This window comes from Inconstantimicrobium porci (assembly GCF_009696465.1).
GTDB lineage: Bacteria > Bacillota > Clostridia > Clostridiales > Clostridiaceae > Inconstantimicrobium > Inconstantimicrobium porci.
This window is the reverse complement of the sequence record NZ_VULX01000026.1, coordinates 1-23,080: the sequence shown is the minus strand read 5'-3', so window position 1 is coordinate 23,080 and position 23,080 is coordinate 1. Positions and strand designations below refer to the sequence as shown.

The 23,080-nt window shown below is 32.1% G+C and carries 25 protein-coding genes, 1 tRNA gene, 1 other RNA gene and 2 pseudogenes; 21 read left to right on the top strand and 8 right to left on the bottom strand.

Annotated features, from left to right (window positions below; all coding sequences use genetic code 11):
• Window positions 1-230 precede the first annotated feature (230 nt).
• Window positions 231-323: transfer RNA gene (locus FYJ33_RS13045), tRNA-Ser, on the top strand.
• A 302-nt stretch (window positions 324-625) separates the two neighbouring features.
• Here the strand turns inward: FYJ33_RS13045 and FYJ33_RS13040 are convergent.
• Window positions 626-835 carry a hypothetical protein gene (locus FYJ33_RS13040; protein ID WP_154532153.1) on the bottom strand — a complete coding sequence of 70 codons (210 nt, stop codon included), beginning with the start codon at window positions 833-835 and terminating at the stop codon, window positions 626-628.
• Between the two features lie 299 nt (window positions 836-1,134).
• Here FYJ33_RS13040 and FYJ33_RS13035 point away from each other — a divergent pair, with 299 nt between their 5' ends.
• The 4 genes from FYJ33_RS13035 (at window position 1,135) to FYJ33_RS13020 (ending at window position 3,080) form a co-directional block, all read left to right on the top strand.
• Window positions 1,135-1,329: a hypothetical protein gene (locus FYJ33_RS13035; RefSeq protein WP_154532152.1), complete on the top strand. Its 195-nt coding sequence runs from the start codon at window positions 1,135-1,137 to the stop codon at window positions 1,327-1,329.
• A 341-nt stretch (window positions 1,330-1,670) separates the two neighbouring features.
• Window positions 1,671-1,936, top strand: an RNA gene (gene ffs / locus FYJ33_RS13030) — signal recognition particle sRNA large type.
• A gap of 281 nt (window positions 1,937-2,217) precedes the next feature.
• On the top strand, window positions 2,218-2,625 hold the full coding sequence (locus tag FYJ33_RS13025; protein ID WP_154532151.1) for a nucleotidyltransferase domain-containing protein: 408 nt from the start codon (window positions 2,218-2,220) through the stop codon (window positions 2,623-2,625).
• Complete coding sequence (locus tag FYJ33_RS13020) at window positions 2,625-3,080, top strand: hypothetical protein (RefSeq protein WP_154532150.1); 456 nt, start codon at window positions 2,625-2,627, stop codon at window positions 3,078-3,080. The genes FYJ33_RS13025 and FYJ33_RS13020 overlap by 1 nt, the downstream gene beginning before the upstream one ends.
• Before the next feature lie 165 nt (window positions 3,081-3,245).
• Here the strand turns inward: FYJ33_RS13020 and FYJ33_RS13015 are convergent, their stop codons facing one another.
• From FYJ33_RS13015 to FYJ33_RS13000, 4 genes are all read right to left on the bottom strand, one after another.
• Window positions 3,246-3,731, bottom strand: a complete 486-nt coding sequence (locus FYJ33_RS13015; protein WP_154532149.1) for a dihydrofolate reductase — start codon at window positions 3,729-3,731, stop codon at window positions 3,246-3,248.
• Window positions 3,731-4,522, bottom strand: coding sequence for a thymidylate synthase (locus FYJ33_RS13010; RefSeq protein ID WP_154532148.1), 792 nt, complete (start codon window positions 4,520-4,522; stop codon window positions 3,731-3,733). Before FYJ33_RS13010 ends, FYJ33_RS13015 begins: the two co-directional genes overlap by 1 nt.
• A 34-nt stretch (window positions 4,523-4,556) precedes the next feature.
• Window positions 4,557-4,745 (bottom strand): hypothetical protein, encoded by a 189-nt coding sequence (locus tag FYJ33_RS13005; RefSeq protein WP_154532147.1) that lies wholly within the window; start codon window positions 4,743-4,745, stop codon window positions 4,557-4,559.
• A 110-nt stretch (window positions 4,746-4,855) separates the two neighbouring features.
• Window positions 4,856-5,002, bottom strand: coding sequence for a ribbon-helix-helix domain-containing protein (locus FYJ33_RS13000; protein WP_154531359.1), 147 nt, complete (start codon window positions 5,000-5,002; stop codon window positions 4,856-4,858).
• 226 nt (window positions 5,003-5,228) lie between these two features.
• Between FYJ33_RS13000 and FYJ33_RS12995 the strand changes: the two are divergent.
• The 7 genes and pseudogenes from FYJ33_RS12995 (at window position 5,229) to FYJ33_RS12965 (ending at window position 11,066) form a co-directional block, all read left to right on the top strand.
• A pseudogene (locus FYJ33_RS12995) lies at window positions 5,229-5,755 on the top strand (zinc ribbon domain-containing protein).
• A gap of 243 nt (window positions 5,756-5,998) precedes the next feature.
• Window positions 5,999-6,865 carry a Cof-type HAD-IIB family hydrolase gene (locus FYJ33_RS12990; protein WP_154532146.1) on the top strand — a complete coding sequence of 289 codons (867 nt, stop codon included), beginning with the start codon at window positions 5,999-6,001 and terminating at the stop codon, window positions 6,863-6,865.
• 327 nt (window positions 6,866-7,192) lie between these two features.
• Window positions 7,193-8,836: a DNA polymerase III subunit gamma/tau gene (gene dnaX / locus FYJ33_RS12985; protein ID WP_154532145.1), complete on the top strand. Its 1,644-nt coding sequence runs from the start codon at window positions 7,193-7,195 to the stop codon at window positions 8,834-8,836.
• A 119-nt stretch (window positions 8,837-8,955) separates the two neighbouring features.
• Window positions 8,956-9,300 (top strand): YbaB/EbfC family nucleoid-associated protein, encoded by a 345-nt coding sequence (locus FYJ33_RS12980; RefSeq protein WP_154532144.1) that lies wholly within the window; start codon window positions 8,956-8,958, stop codon window positions 9,298-9,300.
• Window positions 9,301-9,536: 236 nt separating this feature from the next.
• Window positions 9,537-10,133 (top strand): recombination mediator RecR, encoded by a 597-nt coding sequence (gene recR / locus FYJ33_RS12975; protein WP_154532143.1) that lies wholly within the window; start codon window positions 9,537-9,539, stop codon window positions 10,131-10,133.
• A 355-nt stretch (window positions 10,134-10,488) separates the two neighbouring features.
• Entirely contained in the window at window positions 10,489-10,788 is a 300-nt protein-coding gene (locus tag FYJ33_RS12970) for a YaaL family protein (RefSeq protein WP_154532142.1), read from the top strand.
• A gap of 23 nt (window positions 10,789-10,811) precedes the next feature.
• Window positions 10,812-11,066: a pro-sigmaK processing inhibitor BofA family protein gene (locus FYJ33_RS12965; RefSeq protein ID WP_321106987.1), complete on the top strand. Its 255-nt coding sequence runs from the start codon at window positions 10,812-10,814 to the stop codon at window positions 11,064-11,066.
• A 276-nt stretch (window positions 11,067-11,342) separates the two neighbouring features.
• Here the strand turns inward: FYJ33_RS12965 and FYJ33_RS12960 are convergent, their stop codons facing one another.
• Together FYJ33_RS12960 and FYJ33_RS12955 are read right to left on the bottom strand one after the other, a co-directional pair.
• Window positions 11,343-11,996: an MFS transporter gene (locus FYJ33_RS12960; RefSeq protein WP_235900854.1), complete on the bottom strand. Its 654-nt coding sequence runs from the start codon at window positions 11,994-11,996 to the stop codon at window positions 11,343-11,345.
• Window positions 11,997-12,069: 73 nt separating this feature from the next.
• Window positions 12,070-12,723, bottom strand: a complete 654-nt coding sequence (locus tag FYJ33_RS12955; RefSeq protein WP_154532141.1) for a TetR/AcrR family transcriptional regulator — start codon at window positions 12,721-12,723, stop codon at window positions 12,070-12,072.
• Between the two features lie 157 nt (window positions 12,724-12,880).
• Between FYJ33_RS12955 and FYJ33_RS12950 the strand changes: the two genes are divergently transcribed.
• From FYJ33_RS12950 to FYJ33_RS12930, 5 genes are all read left to right on the top strand, one after another.
• Entirely contained in the window at window positions 12,881-13,792 is a 912-nt protein-coding gene (locus tag FYJ33_RS12950; protein ID WP_154532140.1) for an ABC transporter ATP-binding protein, read from the top strand.
• Entirely contained in the window at window positions 13,792-15,006 is a 1,215-nt protein-coding gene (locus tag FYJ33_RS12945) for an ABC transporter permease subunit (RefSeq protein ID WP_154532139.1), read from the top strand. Before FYJ33_RS12950 ends, FYJ33_RS12945 begins: the two co-directional genes overlap by 1 nt.
• A 247-nt stretch (window positions 15,007-15,253) precedes the next feature.
• Entirely contained in the window at window positions 15,254-15,901 is a 648-nt protein-coding gene (locus FYJ33_RS12940) for an epoxyqueuosine reductase (protein WP_154532138.1), read from the top strand.
• A gap of 107 nt (window positions 15,902-16,008) precedes the next feature.
• The gene (locus tag FYJ33_RS12935; protein ID WP_154532137.1) at window positions 16,009-16,227 is read left to right on the top strand and encodes a hypothetical protein; all 219 of its coding nucleotides are present in this window, start codon (window positions 16,009-16,011) and stop codon (window positions 16,225-16,227) included.
• A 229-nt stretch (window positions 16,228-16,456) separates the two neighbouring features.
• A complete protein-coding gene (locus FYJ33_RS12930; protein WP_206046695.1) occupies window positions 16,457-17,968 on the top strand; it encodes a carboxypeptidase M32 in 1,512 nt (503 codons plus the stop codon).
• A gap of 91 nt (window positions 17,969-18,059) precedes the next feature.
• On the opposite strand, the gene FYJ33_RS12925 is transcribed toward FYJ33_RS12930, so the two are convergent.
• On the bottom strand, window positions 18,060-18,629 hold the full coding sequence (locus FYJ33_RS12925; protein ID WP_154532136.1) for a WS/DGAT domain-containing protein: 570 nt from the start codon (window positions 18,627-18,629) through the stop codon (window positions 18,060-18,062).
• Window positions 18,630-18,851: 222 nt separating this feature from the next.
• Here FYJ33_RS12925 and FYJ33_RS12920 point away from each other — a divergent pair, with 222 nt between their 5' ends.
• From FYJ33_RS12920 to FYJ33_RS12905, 4 genes and pseudogenes are all read left to right on the top strand, one after another.
• Window positions 18,852-19,928 carry a pyridoxal-phosphate-dependent aminotransferase family protein gene (locus FYJ33_RS12920; RefSeq protein ID WP_154532135.1) on the top strand — a complete coding sequence of 359 codons (1,077 nt, stop codon included), beginning with the start codon at window positions 18,852-18,854 and terminating at the stop codon, window positions 19,926-19,928.
• Between the two features lie 46 nt (window positions 19,929-19,974).
• Window positions 19,975-20,904, top strand: a complete 930-nt coding sequence (locus FYJ33_RS12915) for a D-2-hydroxyacid dehydrogenase (RefSeq protein ID WP_154532134.1) — start codon at window positions 19,975-19,977, stop codon at window positions 20,902-20,904.
• Between the two features lie 22 nt (window positions 20,905-20,926).
• Window positions 20,927-22,165: a DUF1015 domain-containing protein gene (locus FYJ33_RS12910; protein WP_154532133.1), complete on the top strand. Its 1,239-nt coding sequence runs from the start codon at window positions 20,927-20,929 to the stop codon at window positions 22,163-22,165.
• 493 nt (window positions 22,166-22,658) lie between these two features.
• A pseudogene (locus tag FYJ33_RS12905) lies at window positions 22,659-23,080 on the top strand (transposase); the annotation flags it as partial.

The window sequence follows — 23,080 nt, the reverse complement described above, 5'->3', positions numbered from 1 at the left end:
GAGCAGAGAGAAGAGGAGGAAATCAGTTCGCTACGCTTACTGATTTCTTAATCATAATGGAGGTTTCACCTCCAAGCCACTGAGAATTTTAAAGGAAATATATTTATTTAGAAACTCCTTTAGGAGTTTCGTCCGATTCTATACTCTTTTAGTTCTTAGTCCTAAACTAATAAAAAAATTCTTGATTGAATTAATAAAATTATTATGTTATCATTTGAAAATAAGGATATGGAGAGATGTCCGAGTTGGTTTAAGGAGCACGCCTGGAAAGCGTGTATAGGGAGCAATTTCTATCAGGGGTTCGAATCCCCTTCTCTCCGCCAATAATATAAGCCTTATCAATACTGGGCTTACAGCACATTTATACAACTAAGAATAGTTAACACGTTTGTTATTATAAATTAATGCAGGCATGTTTTTTATTGCAAGAAAGCATATATATTATTGTAATATATCAAATAATAGGAAGCTTGAGAAAGGTGAAAATAGTATATTATAAGGGTATAATCTTTACAGTATGTAGTAAAGTTATTGATAATTAAGCATATTATAAGATATTAATAAGCAACATATAACAAAGTCTGGTTTGTTATATGTTGCTTATATAGTTTGACTATTCTATAATCTAATTACTATGGAAGTATATTGTATTGTACTTAAGATAGCTTCCGTTGAACCAGTAGTTATATACTATTTTTTTGTCAGCGAAATTATGAGCATTGTAAGATAATGATGATTGATATTCTAGTTTATTTCCTAAGTAAGTAAATGAAGCTGGTAGTGTTGCTGGTAAACCTAGGGCTGGTGCAATATTAGACCACATTTCACCAAGCATTGAATGAGCTATTTTTTGAATTACACCTGAAAGGCCAGCAATAGTGCCAACAACAACACCAACAGTTAAACCTTCATATTTTAGGTTTTTTCTTGCACTATATTTTTCGCCAACCCAAACAGCATAGGGTGGCTCTGGAAGATATCTTCTTATAGGGGAATTGTTGATTTTAGAAGGATTATTTTTAGATTCTTGTACAAGATCTTTTGCGTAGTAAATTTTATCAGAGCCGCTGTTAACGTTTACTTCAGATTTGTTAAGAGGATTCTTAGAAGATTAATGTTAGAGGAGAAAATATTATGAGGAAAAGGCTTGTTATTGCAGAATATATCGCTATTTTTATATGGGCAGTTGCATGTATACCAATTTTTCAAAAAATAGATATAAGTTTAAATTGGATTGTAAATCTTATATGTGCAATAATTTTGTGCTATTCAATATGTGTGTTAATCGAAATATTATTTAATTACTTAGTTAAAAAGTTTAAAGAGTAAAAGCTATTTATATTTAGAATAGATATAAATATAGCAAAAAGAGTTACATGTTTAATATTTTGAGGATTGTGATGAGATACAATCCTTTTTTTACTACTTCTAATGATTAATAAAGTAGTAAATACAATGTTTATTAATTAAACTTCACATTAAGTTCAAAAATTGATAATTGAATATTGATAACTTATATGTTATTATTACATAGTACATTAATGCAAACGAATAATGTACTTCTAGATACAGCATACTAATGTATGTAAACATGATATGGAGAGAGCTGTAACAATAAATGTTGTTAACGAGCTTTTATGAGGGTGCAAATCCCAGTCTTTCCACCATGGTCATGCTAGATGGGAAGTTAGCGGTGTCCTGTAACCTGCAATCCGCTATAGCAGGGTCGAATTCCTCATTTGAGGCATTAGTCTGTACGGTCTGCCCTTTGCAAGTGATGTTGAGGGTTGGGTCCCACGCAATGTAAACCTGTGAACCTCGTCAGGTCCGGAGGGAAGCAGCGATAAGCAGTCATTTACATGTGCCGTGGATCAACCTGGCCTGAGTTAACTACAAAAGTAACGCGTATAGACTTCTACCGATGTGAGGTGCATGGCCTTTTTTGTTTGAAATTATTTAATGTGGTCTTGTTTTAGAGACTACTAAGTTATAGATAATTATTCTAAATGCCAAATGAATGAGACTTTATCTGCGAAATAAGTGACCATACCAAATTAAAATTGGGAATGTCTACTTATCTTCGACTTTGCTCGGAAAAGTATTTATAAAAAATCTGCCTGACGGCAGACTTTTTATTTTTAATTAATAAACTTAATGATATAATTTAAGAAATAAAGTCTACAATTAAAATAGAATAAGTTTAATGTGGGTGATGATATGAAATTCATTAAGGATTTTAAAGCTGAAGATATAAATAATGTAGTAGCTTTAGCTGTTTTTGGCAGTTATGAAACACAATACTTTAGAAAAAATATAAGTGATATAGATATTCTTGTTGTAATGAATCAAAGAGACGATGTAGCAGAAGAATTTGATTTGGAGGATATACTGGCTCCTCAGCTTTCAGAGTTTTTTAGCTATGAAGATATTCATCTGACATTTATCAGCTTAAAAGATTATGATAGTGTATTTGCCAAGCTTTATGTTGAGAGCAAAAATAAGTTGATTATAGACGAATTTAAAGAAGTGGATTTCAGGCTTTCTGTAAATAAGTACTTGCGAGATTATGACTGGCTTTTTGAAAAGGAGAGACAAGATACTATGATGATGGAAGGGGCTAAATAATGTCACCATATTATAAATATAAAAAGGAAAGTTTAAAGAAAAAGTTTAATAGTGCTAAAGAGACTCTTTGTCTTATGCAGGGCGCTATAGATGAATATAACAATACGAAGTCTTTATATTTAAAAAGAGCTATAATAGGGTACTTTCAAGATTTTTCAGAGTGTGTTATAGATATGGCTGAAACATATCTTGTCATGACAGAAAATTATGTGGATGGATGTTCAGGGATTGAATTAATCAATAAATCAAATATATATGGTTTTATTGATACAGACTTGAGTAGGTTTCTAATTACGGTAATAAAACTTAGAAATAGATATACACATGATTATTATAAAAGAGAAAAAGTTGAAGAAGATATCTTAACATATGCAGTAACAAAAATGCATATGATGCAGATGTTTTTAAAAGTTACAGAAGAAAAAGTAACGTTAGAATGTATAATGAATAATTAAGATTATTCTGTTGAATGAGGTAATAGTAAAATATTACTTTTAATTAGCTTCATACTCTTGTACATAAATAACGTCAATATAGTTTTTGAAAATATTAATAAAAAAGAATAAAAAAATAAAACAAATCAATCTAAAGATTAATTTGTTTTAAAAATACACTTGATGCTACTTTCTTTTCAAATCTATAAAGTAGTAGTCTATATTATTTTCTGTGATTATTTCGCTTTTTTCTTCAGTGATCCATTCATCCTTGTTGATTTCAGGGAACTTCGTATCGCCTTCAAAATCTTTTTCAAGAATTGTCAGGTGAAGCTTAACTGCATGTGGAAGGAATTCTTTATAAATCTGTCCACCACCGATTATATATACTTCTTCACTGCTATTTTCAAACTTTTTAAGAACTTCATCTACTGAGTGAAGTACTTCAACGCTTTCATTATCAACTGTATAGTTTTTATCTCTTGTAATTACAATGTGTTTTCTCTTTGGTAGAACTCCTGGAAGACTTTCAAATGTTTTTCTACCCATTATTATTGTGCTTCCTGAAGTTATTGACTTAAATCTTTTAAGGTCACTTGGAATGTGCCAGATCATAGAGTTGTTATTGCCTATAACATTGTTGCGTGCTATAGCACATATTATAGAAATCATTATACAGATACCTCCATTTTTATAGCCTCATGGTGCTTATAGTCTATAAGTTTAACATCATCAGGTGTGAAATCATAAAAGTCTTTAATTTCTGGATTAATCCAGAATTTTGGTGCTTCATAATCGTCATTTTTTCTTGAAAGCTGTAATTTCATGCCTTCAATCTGATTTTCATAAACATGTGCATTATTGATTACATGAGTGAATAAACCTGGTTTAAGTCCTGTAACTTGAGCAAGCATGTGTGTAAGTACAGCAAACTGAGCAGTGTTAAAAGGTACACCTAATGGCATATCGCCACTTCTCTGGATAAGCATGCAATTTAAATGACCATCAGTAACATCCCACATAGTAAGGAAGCAACATGGTGCAAGGTTCATTTCAGGAAGATCAGCCCAGTTCCAAAGGTTAAGCATCATTCTTCTATCTTGAGGGTTGTTCTTAAGAGCTTCTATAAGATTGTCTATTTGATGGAATTTTTTTATCTGGTAACCATAAGCTTTGCCGATAGTTCCATCTTCACCTTCCCATTCATTCCATATTTTCACGTTTTCTTTTCTTAGATCTTCAACAACGTTAGATTGTTTTTGATAGATCCAAAGCATCTCTTTTACAGCAGTCTTGAAAGCAACTTTTTTAGTTGTTAGTATAGGAAATTCTTTTTCAAGATTAAACTGCATTATCTGATGTGGAAGCTTGTAAGTTGGCATACCTGTTCTGTTGTTGGCATAGTAGCCATTTTTAAGTATATTTTCAACTATTGTCAGGTATTGTTTATCGTAATTACTCATTTTTTTATACTCCTTTGTAAAAAAAATTTATATATTATTCAAAAAAGCTTATTATGACAAGCGCGGAAGCTGCAATGAATACAAGTGCTGCGCCGATTGCTGAAGTCAATTCCCTCCTTCCTTTTTCTTTCTTGTAAACAAGAAAATCTTTTATTGATGCAGAAAGGAAGAACAAGGCTATTACTGTGTATAACAAGTCTTTAAATATCACTTTAGTGTTCATTAAAATGCCCCCTTAATGTTTTCTGATACGAAAATCAGTCTATATTTAATAAATTGGATAGGAGAAATCCCTATAGTTTTTAGCTTAGGGGATGAATCCGTAACAAAATATTAACTTTTATGTTTTTCAAGTAAATCCGACAAAGCTTCGTCTAATAATTTAGAAATTGGTATTCTAGTCTTTTCAGACAGTTCTTTTAGTTTATTATATAATTCAGTATCAATAGCTGAACCTATTTTAGTTCTGTTTTTTAGCATATAACACACTCCAATACAAAATATTCATGAATATATTGTACAATATAAATAAAGTTCTTAAAAGTGGTTCTACTTTCTAGTAAAATTATATTTGTGAGGTGATTATATATTGTATAATAGTAAAAATCACAGTAAATTCATATTAAGATACCATATAATTCTTGTATGTAAGTACAGAAACATTAAGAAAATATATTCAGAATCAAGGATAGAAAGGAGAGTTAGTATGTTAAAAGCTTATAAATATAGAATATATCCTAATTTGGAACAACAAGAATATTTAGCCAAGACCTTTGGTTGTACTAGATTTATATATAATAAAATGTTAGCTGATAAAATTGAGTATTATAAAGAAACTGGGGAAATGTTAAAGAATACACCTGCACAATATAAAAAAGAATTTGAATGGCTAAAAGAAGTCGATTCGTTAGCGTTAGCAAATGCTCAACAGAATTTAGAAAAAGCTTATAAAAACTTTTTTAGAGATAAGTCTGTAGGTTTACCGTTTACGCAATTAGTGAAGTTAGTTGGTATGAGTTCAGAACAATGTTAGAATATAAAGCAGACTGGTATGGAAGAAATATTGTAGTTGCACCAACTAATTATGCAAGTAGTCAACTATGTTCAAAATGTGGTTACAAAAATATTGATGTAAAGAACTTAGCATTGAGAAATTGGACTTGTCCGAACTGTGGTACAAACCACGATAGAGATATAAATGCAAGTATAAACTTAGAAAAATTGATAGTATAGACTATTGATAATAATGAGGTCGGAATGACCTTGTAAGCTTGGGTAAACTTGTTCCGTTGGGAATATTGACCAAGAAGCTTCTAAGTCTTTAGCTTAGAAGTAGTTCACTTTTAAAGAAAAGACTCAAGGTTTTCAATAATAATAAAAATTGCACATAATATAGTCAAGATTATTTATTAATATCAGCGAACTTATGATAAAATTTAAGAGGATAAAATAAAAGGCTAACGGAGGAAAAGAGATATGATAAAGGTTATAGCATCAGATATGGATGGCACATTACTTAATAGTGCACATGAAATAAGTGAAGGAAACAGAAATGCAATAAAAAAGGCAATCAATAAGGGAGTTAAATTTGTTATAGCTACAGGAAGAGACTATGATTCTGTTCATCAATTAGCTGAAAAGAATGGCCTTGAATGTGAATTCGTTCTTATGAATGGAGCAGAATATAGAGATAAAAACGGAAAGCTTATTGAAAAGATAGATTTAGATAAAAGTAAGACAAAAGATATTGTTAATATAATGCATAAACATGGTCTTTGTGACAAGATCTTTACAAATGATGGGATGTATACCACTTGTACTGAAGAAGAATCAATGAAAGGTATGGCATTCCAGCTTCAAGTTATGAATCCGAAGCTAACGTTTGAAGAAGCCATGGAAGAAGCTCATTTATTTAATGGGATGAATGCTATAAAATATATAACAGATATAGATGAATTTTTAAACAGAGACATTGAAATAAGAAAAATCTTTGGATTCCATACAGAGGTTTCAGTACTTGATGAAACTAAGAAAGAAGTTGAAGCTTTAGGAGATCTTGCAATACTTTCATCATTTGCAACAAACATAGAAGTAACAGATATAAAAGCACAAAAAGGCTTTATACTAGGAAAAGTTGTTGATGAAATGGGGATAAGTAGAGATGAGGTAATGATACTTGGGGATAGTTTTAACGATTATTCATTATTTACTGAATTTAAGAACAGCTTTGCTATGGAAAATGCCATGGAACATATAAAAGAAATAGCTACATATATAACAGATACAAACGATAATGACGGAGTAGCAAAAGCAATCTACAAGATGATACCAGAAATTGAATAGAATTATATAATTTAGAATTTAAAATTCAGGAGGTAATTAAGCTTTGCTTAATTACTAAATCATAATGGAAGCTTCGCCTCAAAACTACTAAATTTTTAATTAGTTAATTAGGAGTTTTAAAGAGGGCTGAGCCATCTTTTTTGGAACTCCGCTTTAGAGGAGTTCAACCCATAATTTTAAATTCTAAATCTTAAATTAACTAATTTATATCTGTTGTTATTAAGAATAAATGAAATAGATAGTATGCTATAAAATGCAACAATATTTAGTGTATAATTAATAGTAGATTTTATTTTTATATATTTATTTTAAGAAAGGTGAGTAAAAATGGGATATACAGCTTTATATAGAGAGTGGAGGCCGAAATCATTTGACGATGTTGTTGGCCAGGAGCATATAACTACTACTTTAAAAAACCAAATATTAAATGACAGGATAGCCCATGCTTACTTATTCTGCGGAACAAGAGGTACAGGAAAGACATCAACTGCAAAGGTATTTGCAAAAGCATTAAACTGTTTAAACCTTAAAGATGGAGAGCCTTGTAATGAATGCGAGATGTGCAAAAAGATTAATTCTGGGCTTTCAATGGATGTAACTGAACTTGATGCTGCATCTAACAACGGTGTAGATAAGATAAGAGATATCATCGATGATGTTCAGTATCCACCACAGGAATCAAAATATAAAGTATACATCATGGATGAAGTTCACATGCTTTCTCAGGGAGCTGTTAATGCATTCCTTAAGACATTAGAGGAACCACCTAAGAATGTTGTTTTCATACTTGCAACAACAGATCCTCAGAAACTTCCAATAACTATACTTTCAAGATGTCAGAGATTTGACTTTAAGAGAATAAGCTTGTCAGATATTACAAAACTTGAAAGAAAGATAGTTGACAGTAAGGGCGTATTTGCTGATGATAACAGTCTTAAGCTAATTGCAAGAGTTGCTGATGGAGCGATGAGAGATTCATTAAGTATACTTGACCAGGCAATCTCAATGGGCGATGGCAAGGTTACTTATGACAGCATAGTTTCTATGCTTGGACTTGTAACTGATAAGTACCTTTTTGAACTTACTGATGCAGTTATCGACAGAAGTGTTGAAAAATCAATGAATATCATTGAAGAAATTGTGCATGAAGGTAAGGATATCTATTCATTTATAAAGGATATGATAGGTCATTACAGAAATCTTCTTATGCTTAAGGTAACAAGCAATCCTGAAGAAGTTCTTGATATGTCAAACGACAACATCGAAAACTTAAGACAGCAGTCTCAGAGAATGAGAAGTGAAGAAATCATGAGAGGCATCAGAGTGCTTCAGGAAGCAGAAGAAAGTGCAAAGCTTAGCAAGCAGAGCAGAATATATCTTGAACTTGCTATCATCAAGATGTGCAAGATTGAGTATGATACTTCAAAGGAAGTTCTTCTTGCAAGAATCAACAAGCTTGAAAATGTTATAAGAAGCGGTAACATAAAAGTAAATCCAGCAGCTCAGGGAGAACAGGCTGAAGAAAAGCAGACTTCTGCTGCTAAGAAGATTGAAACACCAATGGCTGCTAAAAAAGCTCATGTTTCTGCTCCAGAAAATGATGTAAGAGCTGATGATAATCTTGGCGCAACAGTTACAATAAATGATGTACAGAAATCATGGAAGGATATCCTTGAAGCTTTCAAATCAAGAAGAAAGATGGTTATCTATGCATCACTTGTTACAGGAAGACCTGTTGCATGTAAAGACGGCGTTATTGATGTTAATTATGAAGCTGAATTTGCATTCAACAAGATAAGACTTGAAAAGAGCGATAACTCAGAAGTTGTAAATGAAGTATTCTCTGAGATATTAGGACAGCGTGTAAGAGTTAGATACACAACTGTTAAGCAGAAGGAAGAAGAAGGCTGCGGAGACATTGAACAGGAACTTAAGGATAAGCTGGGTGATGGATTCCAGGTATATGATTAATATTTAGTTTTATTGTAGAAGAGTAATTATTATGATAATATCAAAGATAATGAATGTAGCAAAAAAAATTTAAATGCTATATAATAAATAGAGATTTTATAATCAAGGAGGAATGAAAGATGGCAAGAGGCGGATTTGGAGGATTTCCAGGCGGTGGAAATATGAATAATCTTATGAAACAGGCACAGAAACTTCAGAAGCAGATGGAAGAATCTCAGAAGGAACTTGAAAATTCAGAATTTGAAGCATCAACAGGTGGCGGAGCTGTCAGCGTTAAAGTTAACGGAAAGAAAGAAGTTTTAAGTGTAAATATAAAAGAAGAAGTTGTTGATTCAGACGACGTTGAAATGTTAGAAGACTTAATCTTAAGTGCTGTAAATGAAGCATTAAGAAAAGCTGATGAAGAAACAGCAAATAAAATGGGTAAATTAACAGGTGGAATGAACATACCTGGATTATTCTAATTTTATAATATATAATTTATAATTAAATATAATATAAATATAAGGGCCTGTTGCCAAGAGCAAGAGGCCCTTATACAATGATTAGTAATCAATTAATTACAGAGGTTTGGAAGCAGAGATTCCATTAGGATTGTGAAATTAGTAAGTGAAGCGATACTAATTTTCTACTTCATTTGGCACTTGGTATTATGATTGAAAAATGATAATTAATAATTGAAAATTACAGGAGGTACATCATGGATTTTTACCCAATAGCTATTGAGAAGCTTATTGAAGAGTTTGCAAAGTTGCCAAGCATTGGCTATAAAACAGCTCAGAGACTTACATTACATGTTCTTAATCTTCCAAAGGAAGAGGTTGAGGAATTTGCGCAGGCTCTTGTAAAAGCCAGAGGAACAATAAAGTATTGCTCTATATGTGGTAATTACACAGATACTGATCCTTGCTCTATATGCGGAAATCCAAACAGGGATAAGAGCTGCATATGTGTTGTAGAACAGCCTAAGGATATTATGACAATGGAAAAGGTCAAGGAATTTAATGGAGTATATCATGTTCTTCATGGAAATATATCTCCTATGCAGGGAAGAGGTCCTCAGGACATAAGAATAAGAGAACTTGTAGCAAGAATGAACGGTGATGTAAGAGAAGTAATTGTAGCAACAAATCCTAACATTGAAGGAGAAGCTACTGCAATGTACATTGCAAAGATTTTAAAACCACTAGATATAAAAGTTACAAGAATAGCAGCCGGAATACCAGTTGGCGGAGACCTTGAATATGCTGATGAAGTAACACTTTCTAAGGCATTAGAGGGAAGAACAGAGATTTAAGATTTAATATAAGTGATATGAAAATTTAATTTAGAGTTTAGATTTTAAAATTTAAAATTTTAGGATGAAACTCCAAAGGAGTTTCAAAAAAGAGGAGAGTTCTCCTCTTTAAAACTCTACTTAATTATAAATTAAATAATTAAGAGGTTCGGAGGCGTAGTCGCCATTAATTTATAGAAATCAGTTTACTGATTTCATCCTTAATTCTACATTCTAAATTTTAAATTCTAAATTGTTGAGATTATTAAATAAAAATTAAGGTGTATTAAAAAATAGTGTTTGTGAATAGAATATTATTAAGAATAATTATCCCAAAATATGTAAATAATTATAAAAGACATATTAAGGAGGAGGTATGGATAATATTTTTATTACAAACAGTAAAAGACACAAGGTTTCAAAAGCGGATAAGAATTTGTTAAGATCAATTCAACAGGCGAAATTAGATATGGAGACAGCCAGCGGCATATTTAATACATGTCTTGACTCAAGACTTATTGAAATTGCAATATATGAAGAAAATATAGCCAAGACTAGACTTGATTACTTGATAAGAGAAGCTAAAACAAGAGGAGTAAGATTCAATATAGAGGATTATAAGGATTACTATGAGGATGATGATGACGACGATTCAAATTCCGTAGAACAAATGTAATACAGAGTTTAGGGGTGAATAATGTGGAGGCTTTATTATATTCCCTTGTGGGAATTTTAGTATTTGTGGTTTTGGCAAAAATTTTTGTATGGCCGTTAAAGATATTATTAAAACTTATTTTTAACGCTGTTTTAGGCGTAATATTACTTGTAATAGTAAACTTTGTAGGAAGTTATTTCGGATTTAATATAGGAATAAATGTGGTAACATCGCTAATTGCTGGCTTTGCGGGTATACCAGGAGTAGTATTTTTAGTACTGTTTAAGCTGATTTTCTAGTGAAAACAGTAAGCTGCTTTAATAATAACATTTAATATTAATAACTCGGTAAGGTAATCTTTACTGAGTTATTTTATTTGTAAAAATATACAAATAAAATAAGTAAAAAAAATATACAAATTTTTGTGAAAACGATTTACTGATACAAAATAGGTGATTTAATATTGTTAAAGAGTAAATAAATGTAAAACAAAATTAACAGTCTATATGATTTGTAGACAGGAACTTTCTGCCCTATTGTTCCAGCAAGTATACCACCGAATAATCCTCCAGCAGTCATAATACCCTGAGCATATCCATAAAATGAATTTCCTTAAAAGCTATGGAGAAGATATTAGATGTATTTTTCTGCTTAACAAATGAAATCTTGATGAAAATTTCCATGACAGCAGATAAAAAGAAACATATTACGCTTAAACAAAGAAGTGGTTTGATACCAAGAGATACGAATAAAATTTCTCCAAGAGCATATCCAAGTGAACCGGATAATGAGTTTACAAGGTTGATAAGTGCATTTCCTGACATAAGATCTTCTTCTGAAACAAGAGCAGGTATACTGGCTTGAACGGCTGGCTGATATGCTCCTTGAATTCCGAAAAGAAGAATAAGTACAACAAGAAGAAGGATAACAAGATCTACTTTTCCAAGAAGCAGTGTGCATGTAATTACAATTGCACAAGTCGAAAAGTCCAATATGACCATTATATTTCTTTTATTGATACGGTCAGCTATTATTCCACCAATAGGTGATAGTATTATCATAGTAATGAATGACAGTGCTGATACGATACCAAATAGTGATGGTGAGTTTGTTTTATTGAGAAGGTATAGGGGAAGTGCATATCTCAAGATAGCATTTCCAAACAAAGAAATAATCTGTCCAATAACTACAAGTGTGAAGTCTTTTTTAAAAATATTTTTTAAGTTCATAAAAAATCTCCTTTTATATTATTAATACCGACCGACGGGATGTATAAGATAAAAAAAATAATAGTCTTAGCTATTATTTTGTTTTTTTCACTAAATCTCTAAAGTGAGATAATCTCTGCTGCATCTCTTCGTCAATTAAGTCAGGAATTAATGAAGCCATAATATGATTAAAGAATTCTATTTTTCTAATGTATTCTTCATTTGTCATTGGGTATATAAGAGGGTTAAGCCATATATTACTAAGAAGCATCATTGTTTCAGCAGTTTCTTTTGGATAATCTGTTTTGATAGATCCATCCTCAAGTCCTTGTCTTATTACAGGTTCAGCATACTTTGGAATTACAAAATTGATGAGGTCTGATAAAAATATAGATAAAAGTTTTGGATTATTAAGCAGATTAGGTGTTGCTGCAAAAAGTTCATCATGGTTTGGATTGTCAAGAGAAGCAGAAAACATCTCCTGTATTTTTTGAAGACCAGTTAACTTGTTATTATTAACTATATCAATCATCTGCCAATTTATATTTTTAGACATTCCTTTGTATACTGCAATCAGGATACTTTCTTTTGATTTAAAATGATGATATATTGCGCCTTTGCTTAAGCCGCCGAGATTATCTATGATATCTTGAATTGAAGTTTCATCATAGCCTTTTTCAATAAAGAGTTTTAATGATACATCTAATATGAGATTAACTGTTTCTTCAGGGTATTTATTACGAGCCATTTATGTTAACCTCTATATACATACTAATGGTATGTATATATTAGCTCTGATTACTCTTTTTGCAAATAAAATTTACATATTTTATGAAATGTAATAGAAAAGTCATAATTTTTTAAGCTTTTTATATTAGAATTAAACTGATAAAGGAGGGATTTACATGAATAAGGTTCTAGAGGTAAAAAATGTAAAAAAGAAGCTTGGAAAAAGAGAAATAATTAAGGGGCTAACTTTCGATGTAAATGAAGGGGAGATTTTTGGATTTTTAGGACCTAATGGTGCAGGAAAAACAACTACTATAAGAATGCTAGTAGATTTAATACACCCTGACAGCGGAGAAATAAAGATACTTGGACATGATGTAAAGAAGGACAAGGTTAAGGCACTTGAAAATGTAGGTGCAGTAGTTGAAAATCCTGAGCTTTACAAATATCTATCAGGTAGAGAAAACTTAATGCAGATAGCTAGGGTAAGAAAAATACCTAAGGCTGAAGTGCAGGAAATTATAGAGCTTGTTGGATTAAAGGACAGAATAAATGACAAGGTTAAGAAGTATTCACTTGGTATGAAGCAGAGACTTGGACTTGGAGCATCACTTTTAGGAAACCCTAAACTTATAATACTTGATGAGCCAACTAACGGACTTGATCCTTCTGGAATAATGGACTTTAGAGAAATTGTAAGAAAGGCAGCTAAGGAAAGAGGCGTAGCTGTATTTATATCTTCACATATACTTAGTGAAGTACAGCAGATATGTGACAGAGTTGCGTTTATAAATAATGGTGTTATTCAATCTGTAGAAAGCATGGACGAAGATTTCACAACAGAAACAGATACTCTTGTTATAAGTACTGTAAATGATGAGGAAACTTTAAATATTTTAAATACAATTGATATAGTTAAAGACAGCTTTGTTGCAGAAGGCAAAATAACTGTCCAGATTGCAGCAGGTGTTACTCCTCAGCTTGTAAAAGTTCTAGTTGAAAAGAATGTGGAAATAAATGAAGTTTATAAGAAGCATGAAAAACTTGAGCAGAGATATATGGAACTTGTTGAAGGAGGTGCAAGATAATGCTATTTACTTTAATTAAAAATGAATGGATAAAGTTGTTTAAGAGAACAAAGACATGGATAGTTTTCTTACTATTTATTGCAGTAGTTGTACTTGGTACAGTGGCTTTATTCTATGATGAGAAAAATTCAGAGAAATATCATTCACCTAGCTATCAGCTTAATGAGTGTAATGAACAGATAAAATCTCAGACAAAGAGAGCGGATGAAATAAAAGATTCAAAGAATAAAGATGATCAGAATGAGTATGCACAAATACAGTCACAGCTTGCTCAGCTTAACATGGAAAAAGAGCAGTATGAAGAAGCTGTGAAACATGTTGGAGAAAAAGATGGCTGGAAAAAGACTCTAGACAAAGAAATAGAGACAACAAAAACACAGATAAGTGAAACAATAGATAAAGATCAAAAGGCTCAGTTAGAACAGCAGCTGGCTAAATTAAAGTATATGCAAGAAAACAATATTGATAAGAGCAATGAATGGAGAGTTAATCCTTACAAGACTACGCAGATGCTGTTTGCAATACTTGGTTCAGCGCTGCTTATCATAGGAATAGCTATATTTATGAGTGATATAGTTTCAGGTGAATGTACACCTCCTACATTAAAATTCCTTTTAATACAGCCGATATCAAGAGCAAAGGTTCTTCTATCTAAATTTATTGCAGTTACTACAACAGTAATCGCAATGATAATGAGTACAGAGATAATTGCATTCCTTGTAGTTGGTGCTATTAAGGGATTTGAATTTGCAAAATATCCAGTTATACTTGGAACAAAGTATAAGATGGATAACAGTAATGTTGCAGCAGGTCCTCATCTAGTTGAAGTAGCTGGTTCAGGATATATAGCAACAAATTCAGAATATGTACTGAAAGCATTTTTATTACAGCTGTTATTCATAATCACATGCTGTGCATTTATATTTATGATTTCATCAATATTTAAGAGCAGTATGATAACAATGTCAATTTCAATAGCTCTAGTATTTGCTGTAAATATCGTATCACAGCTAGTAAGTGTTATTAGAAAAATAGCTCATTTAATATTCATAAATTACGGTTCGGTATGTCAGGTGCTTGAGGGCAATATTGCAGGTCAGTATAACAATGCAAACCTGACACTTACAAATGCAATTATAGTAATGATTGTTACATCAATTGTAAGTTATGTAATAGCACATCTTGTATTCAGCAAGAGGGACATACTTATTTAATTATGAGATATCATCACCTGGACTTTGCTAGGTGATGCTTGGAAGAATCCTGACTCCTTTAGGAGCAGGATTCTTTTGATTAATGTCTAGCAAGTTGCATCGGAAAAGGTAAAATTTTAATGCTGTAAAGCGTTGATAATAAAGGATTTACAGGTTGATTCAAAAAATTGATTATTTAATCAAAACTATCAATTTTACATATTATAGAATCGGCATTACACTTTCATTAGGAGTTGAGGTGATTTTTATGAGATGTAAAGAAGATAGATTGATTGAATTATTGAATAAAATTGATATTTCAATATGGGGAGTATCAGATATTACTGATTTGGATGTATATAATAGAAAATATATTAGAGCTATTTCTATTGGACAGGCTTATTCATGTTCATTAAAAACATATACGCCAACTGGTTTTCATGATTTCCTTTTTAGAGATATTAAAGGAAATATAGATTCTAATATAAGTATAATTGAGGAGTTTCTAAAAAAAGAGAATATTGAATATCATGTTGTGACTAATTTTGTTCCAGATAGAAATAAATGTATAGGTGAATTTTCAAATAAGTTTGCAGCTGTAAGATCTGGTTTGGGGTGGATTGGGAAGAATACACTATTAATAACGCCAGAGTATGGACCACATGTAAGGTTATCTACAATTTTTGTCAACATAGAACTACCTATAACAAAAAAGAGCAGAGAATTTAAAGGATGTGGAGATTGTACTATTTGTAAAGATATATGTCCTAAGAAATGTATCAAAGGTGTTAACTGGAGAGAAGGATTATCACGAGAAGATTTAATTGATATAACTGAATGTAAAGATAGACTGGGAAATAAGGGAAATAGTATATGCGCTTTATGCTTAGTTGCTTGTCCGATTGGAAGAGTATAAATTTGTTTAAAAATAATGTTATGTGTAGAATTGGTAGATAATAACCGACTAAAATGTTACTATTATACGTAGGTAAAAATTTTAAGAAGCAAACTGGAGGGAACGTAATGGCAATAGGAAAGGGTCTTAACTGCAAGTATTGTCCAGACTACAAAAAATCATGTGAAGGTAAGGCATCAGACTGCTTATGCTATTTCTGCCCTAGAAATTTAGGACAATGTCTTTGTGTAAAGTACTGTAGAGAAACAGAATCAGTACTTAATAGTTTTAGCGAAGAGCCAGAAGACACAGGCAGACAAAACTACAATGATCTTTTTGAAGACTAGGATTTTAATGTAAAATGTAAAATTTATAATGTATAATTTCGGAATGAACTCCCATTGAGGGAGTTCCAAAAAGAGAGCTTCGCCCTCTTTAAAACTTCTAAATTAATAACTAGGAGGTTTGGAGGCAGAGCCTCCATTAAAATTACGAAATTAGCTAGCGTAGCACAGCTAATTCCATCCTGAATTATACATTATACAATATAAATTATTAATTATATTGGGGGTTATTATGATGACAGAATTGGAAAAGAAATTAGAGGAATTTGCAGAGTATTTAAAAACAATTGAGCATTATCAGACAGCTGGCAGCCTTATGTATTGGGATATGACTACAGGAATGCCTGAAAAAGCTGCTGAAAGCAGAATTGAAACAATGTCTTTTATGAATATTCAGCAACATAATTTATGTATATCACCAAAGGTTGAGGAGTTCATCAAGTTTTTTGAAGCACATATGGATGAATTTGATTTCGTTCATAAGAGAATGACAACTCAGCTTAAGAAGGACTACGAAAAGGAAAAGATTTATCCAGAATCATTTATAAAAGAATATTCTCTTGCAGCATCAAAGGGGCAGCTTGCATGGGAAAAGGCTAAAAATGAAAGTAATTTTGAAATCTTTAAGCCTGCTCTTCAGAAGCTTGTTGATTTAACAAAGCAGAAGATAGAGTACAAAGGCTATAAGGACAACAAATATGATGCTCTTCTTGATGAATATGAACCAGGACTTACTGTAGAAAAGCTTGATAAAGTCTTTGGTGAAATGAGAGACGGCATAGTAGAAATACTTGATAAGATAAAGAAGTCAGGAAACACTATAGATAATTCATTCTTTAAGAAAGAGTTCCCAAAGGAAGAACAGGAAAAGTTCTGCTTAAAGATGCTAGAAGTAATCGGCTTTGATTTTGAGGCTGGAAGAATGGATGAAAGTGAACATCCTTATACTTTAAATATGACAAACAAGGATTTAAGAATAACTAATCATTATTATACTCATGAGTTTGCGTCAGCAATGTTCTCAGCTATACATGAAGGCGGTCACGCTATTTATGAGCAGGACATTCCAGATTCATTGGAAGGGACAGGACTAAACAAGACTTCTTCAATGGCTGTTCACGAATCTCAGTCAAGATTCTATGAAAACATCATCGGCAGAAGTGCTTCATTCTGTAAATATCTTTACACTGTAGCTGTAGAATACTTCCCAGAACAGTTCAAGGGAGTTACTGAAGAACAGTTCTACAAGGCTATCAACAGAGTTGAACCTTCACTAATAAGAACTGAAGCTGATGAACTTACTTACAGCTTACATGTAATCATCAGATACGAAATTGAAAAACTTCTTATTAATGACAAGATTACAGTTGATGATCTTCCAAGAGTATGGAATGAAAAGTATAAGGAATACCTTGGAGTTGAGCCTCAGAATGATAAAGAAGGAGTACTTCAGGATATGCACTGGTCTGATGGTTCATTTGGATACTTCCCAAGCTACGCTTTAGGAAATCTATATGGGGCACAGATGTTAAATGTAATGGTTAAGGATGTACCAGATGTATATGAACATATAGAAAAGGGTAATCTTGATCCAGTACATCAGTGGTTAAAGAAGAATGTACATGAATGTGCAGACCTTTATGATCCAAGTGACTTAATAAAGAAAATATCAGGAGAAGAACTTCAGGCTAAATACTTCCTTGATTACTTAAATAAAAAATATAAGGATATTTATAATTATTAATTAAATAAAAGTAATTCATAATAAAAGGCATCTTGCAGGTACTTAAGCAGGATGCCTTTTTAAATTTTAATTGTTATATATGAATTCACCTTTAAATAACATTACATTCAGTTAATAGTTCGTTTTTAAAGAAGTTTAAGAATTCTTTTATGTCTTTCTCATCTTTTTCTGATGCAAACACGTTTATGCTTAGAGCTACTCTGTTCTTAAATGTAGTTATGGCAACCTGAAAGTTTGGTACATGCTTAATTGCACCTGTTATAAAGGATGATTTTACTGTGAGATTTTTAAATTTCAGCTTTTTATCATCTATAAGGCCAATGTTGCTGATGGCTATAGGTGGATTTGTGAGAACTTTACTTATAAGTTTTTTAGAAATACTATATGGTAGATATTTATATGCTTTATTCAGCAAAAACACGTCATTAAGACAGCTTGTATTATTCTTTTGAATCTTCATGCTTTCAGATACCTGTTTCAGCATAGATTTAAAGGAGTCATTACATGACTCTACTGTACATACAAGGTTGCTTGTCAGGTTGCATAGACCTGGGGCAGTCTTATTGTGTAAATACTTTCGAAGATCTACGGCACAGGCAATTGCTTTTACATCATTATTCCATAGTTTGTGCAGAGTAATAAAATATGAGGCTAAAAACATATCATTTAGTGTTACACCGGAAGCTTTTGAGTAATTCTTAATTCATAGAAAATCCTCCTGAAATCAATTAAACATATTATACTATATTTAGAATTTAAATAAAAAACATGCTATAACCTTAAATTAATATTAAAAGAGTATAAAAAATATTGAAAAAGTAACAATATATGGTAAAATTTAATATAATATCATGAATACTATTATGAATTAGGGGGTTATTAAATGCATAAGAAGTTATTTATTCCTGGTCCTGTAGAGGTTAGTCAGGATGTTTTAGAAAAAATGGCAATGCCTATGATTGGGCATAGGAGCAAAGAAGCATCAGAACTTCAGCGGAGAATAAGCGATAATTTAAGAAAACTTTTCTATACTAAAAATGAAATTCTGCTCTCTACATCATCAGGCACAGGTCTTATGGAAGGAGCAGTAAGATGCGGTACATTAAAGAGGGCTGCTATATTTTCTGTAGGAGCATTTGGGGACAGATGGTATAGCATTGCTGAGAGTAATAATGTGCCGGCAGACAAGTTTGAATTTCCAATGGGCGAGGCAGTAGATCCGAAAGTTGTGGATGATGTTTTAAAGACAGGTAAGTATGATCTTATAACTGTTACTCATAATGAAACTTCAACTGGTGTAATGAATCCTATCGAGGAGATTGCGCAGGTAGTAAAAAAATATCCTGATGTTATTTTCTGCGTAGATACAGTAAGTTCAGCAGCTGGGGTAAAGATTGAAGTCGATAAGCTGGGCATAGATATCTGCATTACATCAAGTCAGAAGTGTCTTGCACTGCCACCAGGACTTTCAATATGTACATTTTCTGAGAAAGCAAGAGAAAGAGCTGAAAAGGTTAAGTTTAGGGGAACATATCTTGATCTTCTTGCATTGTACAAATATATAAAGAAAAAGGATTATCAGTATCCGACAACTCCATCACTTTCTCATATGTTTGCACTTGATTATCAGTTGGACAAAATTCTAAACCAGGAAGGACTTGAGAACAGGTTCAAGAAGCATATTGAGATGGCAGAGATAGTTAGAAATTGGGCTGACAAGTATTTTGAGGTTTTTGCTGATAGAAATCACCTTTCTAATACACTTACAACAGTTAAAAATACACGAGGAATAAGTGTAGCAGATCTTAATAAGGAACTTGGAAAACGTGGATTTACAATTTCTAATGGTTATGGAAGTCTTAAGGAGAAAACTTTTAGAATTGCTCACATGGGAGATTGTACAGTCAATGACGTTAAAGAACTTCTACAAAATATAAATGAAATTTTAAATTTAAAGTAATACGTAGCTTATAAAGTTATAGTAATAAATAATGGGGGTTATTAGAATGAAGGTATTGCTTGCTGATGGGTTACAGAAGCAGTCTATAGACGAACTTGAACAGCTTGGACTTGAGGTATGTAGCAAACATTTTGATGCATCTGAGCTGGGTAGTGAACTAAAAAAGTACGATGCTGTAGTGGTGCGTTCTGCAACAAAGATAACAAAAGAAGTTATAGATGATGAACTTGGGGGAAATCTTAAATTGATAATCAGAGCAGGTGTGGGTATTGATAATATAGATGTTAAATATGCTGAGAGCAATAATATTGCAGTAAAGAATACGCCTAATGCAAGTTCCATATCTGTAGCTGAACTTACAATTGCACACATGTTATCAGTAGCACGTTTCTTAAATATATCTAATGTGACGATGAGACAGAATCAGTGGAACAAGAAGAAATATGTAGGCTGTGAACTGTATGGCAAAACTTTGGGGTTAATTGGTATGGGCAGAATAGGAAAGGAAGTAGCAAAAAGAGCAGCCGCATTTGGTATGAGAGTTATATATTTTGATTCTTTGTACAATGAAGATATTGGTGATTATAAATTTGAACAGTTTGATGATCTGCTTAAAAAAGCAGATTTTATTACTCTTCATGTACCTTATGATAAGAAGAGGGGAGCTCTTATCGGTAAAGATGAAATTGAAAAGATGAAAGATGGTGCTTATCTTATCAACTGTGCCAGAGGAAAAGTAGTTGATGAAGCAGCACTTCTTGAAGCTTTGAATTCTGGGAAGTTAAGTGGTGCTGGTATTGATGTTTTTGAAAATGAACCTAGCACTAATGTAGAACTCCTTAGTAATCCAAAGGTAAGTATTACTCCTCATATTGGTGCGTCAACAAAAGAAGCACAGCAGAGAATTGGACGTGAAGTTGTTCTTACTTTAAAGGATTTTTTCAATATAGGTGATAAAGTCGTAATTGGTGTTTGAAATTAGTTGGGGGTGAATAGTATTGGCACTGGTAAAGGCGTTTGAATCCGTAAGACCTGATAAACAATATGCACATCTTGTTGCTGCACTTCCTTATGATGTAATGAACTGTGAAGAAGCATACAAAATGGCTGAGAATAACAAGTATTCTTTTCTTCATATTGATAGGGCAGAAATTGATCTGCCCCAAGGAGTAGATTTATATGATAAGAAGGTGTACGAAAAAGCAAAAGAAAATCTTTATTCTATGATTAGTGGCGGCGTTTTTAAAAAAGATAACAAGCCAAGTCTTTATATCTACCGGCTAATCATGAATGGAAGGTCTCAGACCGGTATAGTAGGATGTGTATCTATTGATGAGTATTTGAACAATACTATAAAGAAACATGAGTATACAAAACCAGATAAAGAACAGGATAGAATCAATCATGTTGATATATGTAATGCCAATACAGGACCTATATTTTTAACATATAAAAAGAAAGATTCTATAAATGATATTGTAAAAAGCTGTACTTACAATGAACCAGAATATGATTTTGTAAGCAGTGACGGTATAAGGCATACAGTCTGGATAATTGACAGCAAAAAGGTTGCTGAGATAATCGAGGATTTTAAAGAAGTAAGTAGTCTTTATATTGCAGACGGTCATCATAGAGCGGCTTCTGCTGTAAAGGTAGGTCTTAAGCGAAGAAAACAGTATCCTGATTATACAGGTAATGAAGAATTTAATTATTTCCTTGCAGTAATGTTTCCTTCAGATGAACTTAACATCCTTGATTACAACAGAGTAGTTAAGGATTTGAATGGTTTTAATGAGGAAGAATTTATGAATCAGATAAAGAGTAATTTTACTGTTTTTAAGTGTAATGACAAGAATCCATACAGGCCTGAGGAGCGTCATACCTTCGGAATGTATTTAAATGATAAGTGGTATAAGCTTATTGCAAAGAAAGGAACTTTTAATGAGGAGGATTCTATAGACAGCCTTGATGTTTCAATACTTCAAAATAATCTTATTACACCTGTTTTAGGAATAACAGATCCTAAAAGTGATAAAAGAATAGATTTTGTAGGAGGGATAAGAGGCTTAAAAGAACTTGAAAGAAGAGTCCACAAGGATATGAAGGTGGCATTTTCAATGTATCCAACTTCCATGGAAGAAATAATAAGAGTTGCTGATGAAGGCAAAGTAATGCCTGCAAAATCAACATGGTTTGAACCAAAACTAAGGAGTGGACTGTTCATACACTTATTATAAAGGTTGTACCCACCAAAAAAAGATTAACTAATAGAAAAAAAGAATGAACAAAGGTGCAATTATATAGAAAAGCCAACTATATAAAATAACCAATATATAAATAAAAAAAGAGCAGAAAGGTATTGGAATTCAAGACTTGAGAGTATATTGAACAGTACCAGACTGTTCTTTTTTATTGAAGAAGATTGAATAGAATTGAACTAAATTGAATCATTCCACTCTATTTTTTTAGCCAATCTTTATTTTATTATTTTAATCAGATTGAATCCTCGAACATTGCTCTATAAGAGCCTTTCAGCATCTTTCACTTCTCGTTCATCATTGTTCAGTCTTTTTTTGACGTGTACATAGATAGAAATAAGAATTTTGGATAAAGGTTTTAAGAAATAAAAAAGACTAATTGTATAATGAAATTGAACCAATAAAAAATCCATAGTGATTACCCGTGTTATAATTAAGTTGTGAAACCAAAATAACAAGGAGGATAATCACTATGAATTACCCAAATCATAACACAGAATCACGTAAAAATAAACACTTGAATTTCAAAGAGCGCATGACTATAGAAATACGCCTTGCAGACGGTTGCTCTGCATATAAAATTGCCAAAGAATTGCAAAGACCAATCAATACTATTATCAATGAAATCCGTCGTGGAACTACTACTCAAATCAAGCAAGGAAAACATGTTGAAATGTACCTTGCAGATACAGGTGAAGCAGTCTATACAAAGAATCGTCGTAACTCTTGTCGCACATTCAAACACCTACAATGTGATGAGTTTATTAAAGTATACTGTAAATCAAATTAAGACTAACTCATGGTCTCCAGACGCATGTGTCGGAAGTGCTCTATCAACAGGTAAATTCAAGCGTTCAGAGATAGTATGTACTAAGACGTTATATAACTATATCG

Excerpts from the sequence above, each read along its gene's own strand:
- FYJ33_RS12920 (WP_154532135.1), top strand. The coding sequence starts at position 18,852 with ATGCATAAGAAGTTATTTATTCCTGGTCCTGTAGAGGTTAGTCAGGAT.
- FYJ33_RS12980 (WP_154532144.1), top strand. The coding sequence starts at position 8,956 with ATGGCAAGAGGCGGATTTGGAGGATTTCCAGGCGGTGGAAATATGAAT.
- FYJ33_RS13010 (WP_154532148.1), bottom strand. The coding sequence starts at position 4,522 with ATGAGTAATTACGATAAACAATACCTGACAATAGTTGAAAATATACTT.
- FYJ33_RS12935 (WP_154532137.1), top strand. The coding sequence starts at position 16,009 with ATGGCAATAGGAAAGGGTCTTAACTGCAAGTATTGTCCAGACTACAAA.
- FYJ33_RS13000 (WP_154531359.1), bottom strand. The coding sequence starts at position 5,002 with ATGCTAAAAAACAGAACTAAAATAGGTTCAGCTATTGATACTGAATTA.
- dnaX (WP_154532145.1), top strand. The coding sequence starts at position 7,193 with ATGGGATATACAGCTTTATATAGAGAGTGGAGGCCGAAATCATTTGAC.
- FYJ33_RS12990 (WP_154532146.1), top strand. The coding sequence starts at position 5,999 with ATGATAAAGGTTATAGCATCAGATATGGATGGCACATTACTTAATAGT.
- FYJ33_RS12970 (WP_154532142.1), top strand. The coding sequence starts at position 10,489 with ATGGATAATATTTTTATTACAAACAGTAAAAGACACAAGGTTTCAAAA.
- FYJ33_RS13035 (WP_154532152.1), top strand. The coding sequence starts at position 1,135 with ATGAGGAAAAGGCTTGTTATTGCAGAATATATCGCTATTTTTATATGG.
- FYJ33_RS13025 (WP_154532151.1), top strand. The coding sequence starts at position 2,218 with ATGAAATTCATTAAGGATTTTAAAGCTGAAGATATAAATAATGTAGTA.
- FYJ33_RS12915 (WP_154532134.1), top strand. The coding sequence starts at position 19,975 with ATGAAGGTATTGCTTGCTGATGGGTTACAGAAGCAGTCTATAGACGAA.
- FYJ33_RS13005 (WP_154532147.1), bottom strand. The coding sequence starts at position 4,745 with ATGAACACTAAAGTGATATTTAAAGACTTGTTATACACAGTAATAGCC.
- FYJ33_RS12960 (WP_235900854.1), bottom strand. The coding sequence starts at position 11,996 with ATGAACTTAAAAAATATTTTTAAAAAAGACTTCACACTTGTAGTTATT.
- FYJ33_RS12930 (WP_206046695.1), top strand. The coding sequence starts at position 16,457 with ATGATGACAGAATTGGAAAAGAAATTAGAGGAATTTGCAGAGTATTTA.
- recR (WP_154532143.1), top strand. The coding sequence starts at position 9,537 with ATGGATTTTTACCCAATAGCTATTGAGAAGCTTATTGAAGAGTTTGCA.
- FYJ33_RS13015 (WP_154532149.1), bottom strand. The coding sequence starts at position 3,731 with ATGATTTCTATAATATGTGCTATAGCACGCAACAATGTTATAGGCAAT.
- FYJ33_RS13040 (WP_154532153.1), bottom strand. The coding sequence starts at position 835 with ATGCTTGGTGAAATGTGGTCTAATATTGCACCAGCCCTAGGTTTACCA.
- FYJ33_RS12925 (WP_154532136.1), bottom strand. The coding sequence starts at position 18,629 with ATGTTTTTAGCCTCATATTTTATTACTCTGCACAAACTATGGAATAAT.
- FYJ33_RS13020 (WP_154532150.1), top strand. The coding sequence starts at position 2,625 with ATGTCACCATATTATAAATATAAAAAGGAAAGTTTAAAGAAAAAGTTT.
- FYJ33_RS12950 (WP_154532140.1), top strand. The coding sequence starts at position 12,881 with ATGAATAAGGTTCTAGAGGTAAAAAATGTAAAAAAGAAGCTTGGAAAA.
- FYJ33_RS12955 (WP_154532141.1), bottom strand. The coding sequence starts at position 12,723 with ATGGCTCGTAATAAATACCCTGAAGAAACAGTTAATCTCATATTAGAT.
- FYJ33_RS12940 (WP_154532138.1), top strand. The coding sequence starts at position 15,254 with ATGAGATGTAAAGAAGATAGATTGATTGAATTATTGAATAAAATTGAT.
- FYJ33_RS12945 (WP_154532139.1), top strand. The coding sequence starts at position 13,792 with ATGCTATTTACTTTAATTAAAAATGAATGGATAAAGTTGTTTAAGAGA.